Raw genomic sequence first — 2,133 nt, 5'->3', positions numbered from 1 at the left:
AATTGCTTTATTAATAAGGTCTTCTGTTAAAGAAGATATTAAGTTGTCTTCTAAAATAGCTTGATCTGATTTGAAACCAGTAATTGTAAAAGTAGCTTTTGCTTCTCCTTTTGCACCGGTAATTGTAAATGAAGATTCAATAGTAACTACACCATCTCCAACACTAATAATTTTATCTATGTGTTGTGGATTGTATTTTTTGACAAGAGCGACATTTGTATCAATTAATTTGTTAATTTGTGAAGTTGTAACATTATGTGGATCGGTATTTGGCATTTTAGAGTCAAATGTTTTATCCTTGATTGTGAAGTTTTTAATTGCATCTTTAATTTTTTCCAATTTTTCTTGTGGTGTTCAACCTAATTTAAATCCTCCTAAAATTACTTTTGAAAATGCTCTTGATTTAGAACCTAGAGTAGCTTTTGCATCATAAGTAACTTGACCCAAATTATTATTATGAGATTTATTTACTAATGTTACTGAAATTGGATTGCCATCAATTGTTATAGTGACTTTTAAAGGTAATACGAAAGTACTGGATAAATCAGCGTTGGTGAATGGATTAGCAACTTTAATTGCATCATTGATATCTTTCGTTGTAATTTTGTTTAAAATTGCTAGATCAGCTTTATCTTGTTTTTCTTTGTCAGTTTCAAAACCAGGCAATTTATCACTAATTGCTTTGTCTTTTTTATCATCAAATGGAACATGACTTGTATGTGGTTTACCAGTTCAACTAATTTCTCCGGTTTTTGTATCTTTTTTACCTGGCTTTAAAACAATAGTAACACTAACATCTTTCCCATCAGAAGCTTTTTTAGTAATAATAACTTTTGGAGGAATTATATAATTTCCAATATCTTTTTTATCGCCACCCTTATCAATTAATGGATTAGTTTTTTTAATAGCGTCATTAATATCTTTTGGTGTAATTGAAGAAATAACCCCTTTATCTCTTGCAATATTTTGTTTTATAATTGAAGCAAAACCTTTTAAGTCTCCAAGTAGATCTTGTCTTGATTTTGAAATACCAGCAATAGATGCTTTATTTAATGTTCATGAAATTAAACCTTTATCTGAATCAACTGTTCCTTTTGTTAAGACAACATCAATATCAAATCCATCAATTTTTATTGATAAACTTGTATTAAAGTTATAAAGTTTAGGGTCAGTTGATTCGTCAAAATCTTCCGCTTTTTTAAGTGCATCATTAATATCTTTTACAGTTAATTTTGCAAGAGCTGATTCTTTGGCTTCATCTAATTTTTGTTTTTTTGTTTTAAATCCATCTAAGCTATCTTTAATAACCTTAGCGTGGGGTCTTGACCTGGTACTACAACAGTTCCTGTTCAGTCAATCGAACCTTTATCAGCATTTTTATTACCTGGTTTAATTTGAACTTCAATTTCTTTTCCGCCGCCAATAGGAATTTGAATTTTTCCAGGAAGTGTTACATCTTTTGGTTCTAATTCATTAATTTTCTTACCAGTTTGTTTTTCAATAGCTTTTTTAATTGCATCATTAATTTTATCGCCATCAATTGTTTTAGCACCATTCAAGAATGCTTCTTTTTCCTTATCTTTTTTAGTTTTTAAACCATCAATTTGATCTTTTAAGTTAACTTTTTTATCAGTGTGTGGCCCAGTGGCAACTCCTGTTCATTTAATAATACCTTTATCAGTATCTTTTTGATCTGGATTTGGTTGTGTGATTTTTACTTTAATATTAACTCCATCAACAGGAATAGTAATTTCTTTTGGAAGTACGTGCCCATCAGGATCTGTTTTATTATCAATATTTTGAGCTTTTTTAATAGCGTCAGAAACTAGTTTTGGATTTTTTGCAAGTTTATCTAATGCAGCATCCGTAATTTTCTTTTGTGTTGAAAGAGGTCCATCAAATCCTCTTAATGTACCAACTAGAGATTGTGTTTTAGAACCGTGTGCATTCGAACCAATCGCTGCTCATGCTATTGTTCCATATTTTGCATCAATTGTACCGGGTGTTAAGGCAACATTGATTATAACTTTTTTACTAAGTACAACAGAAACTTTTTTAGGGAATTTATAAGTTTTTGGATCTGTTGTTCCATCAAAAGGAGAAGCTTTTTTAATTGCTTTATTAATAAGGTCT

Annotated in this window: 3 protein-coding genes; 1 reads left to right on the top strand and 2 read right to left on the bottom strand. The window is 29.9% G+C overall.

The window, feature by feature from the left end:
- A partial coding sequence (locus C4B24_RS04620) for a hypothetical protein (protein WP_131599607.1) occupies positions 1–666 on the bottom strand: 666 nt, incomplete at its 3' end.
- Positions 667–682: 16 nt separating this feature from the next.
- On the opposite strand from C4B24_RS04620, the gene C4B24_RS04615 reads away from it, so the two are divergent.
- A complete protein-coding gene (locus C4B24_RS04615) occupies positions 683–850 on the top strand; it encodes a hypothetical protein (protein WP_168388368.1) in 168 nt (55 codons plus the stop codon).
- A 439-nt stretch (positions 851–1,289) separates the two neighbouring features.
- Here C4B24_RS04615 and C4B24_RS05035 read toward each other — a convergent pair.
- Positions 1,290–2,133 (bottom strand): hypothetical protein (locus tag C4B24_RS05035; protein ID WP_168388367.1); only part of this gene is annotated, 844 nt, incomplete at its 5' end.

Origin of the sequence: Mycoplasma marinum (assembly GCF_004335975.1) — a bacterium.
GTDB lineage: Bacteria > Bacillota_I > Bacilli_A > Mycoplasmatales > Metamycoplasmataceae > Mycoplasma_K > Mycoplasma_K marinum.
Note: the sequence above shows the minus strand (reverse complement) of the source record. Positions and strands in the feature narration are given on the sequence as shown.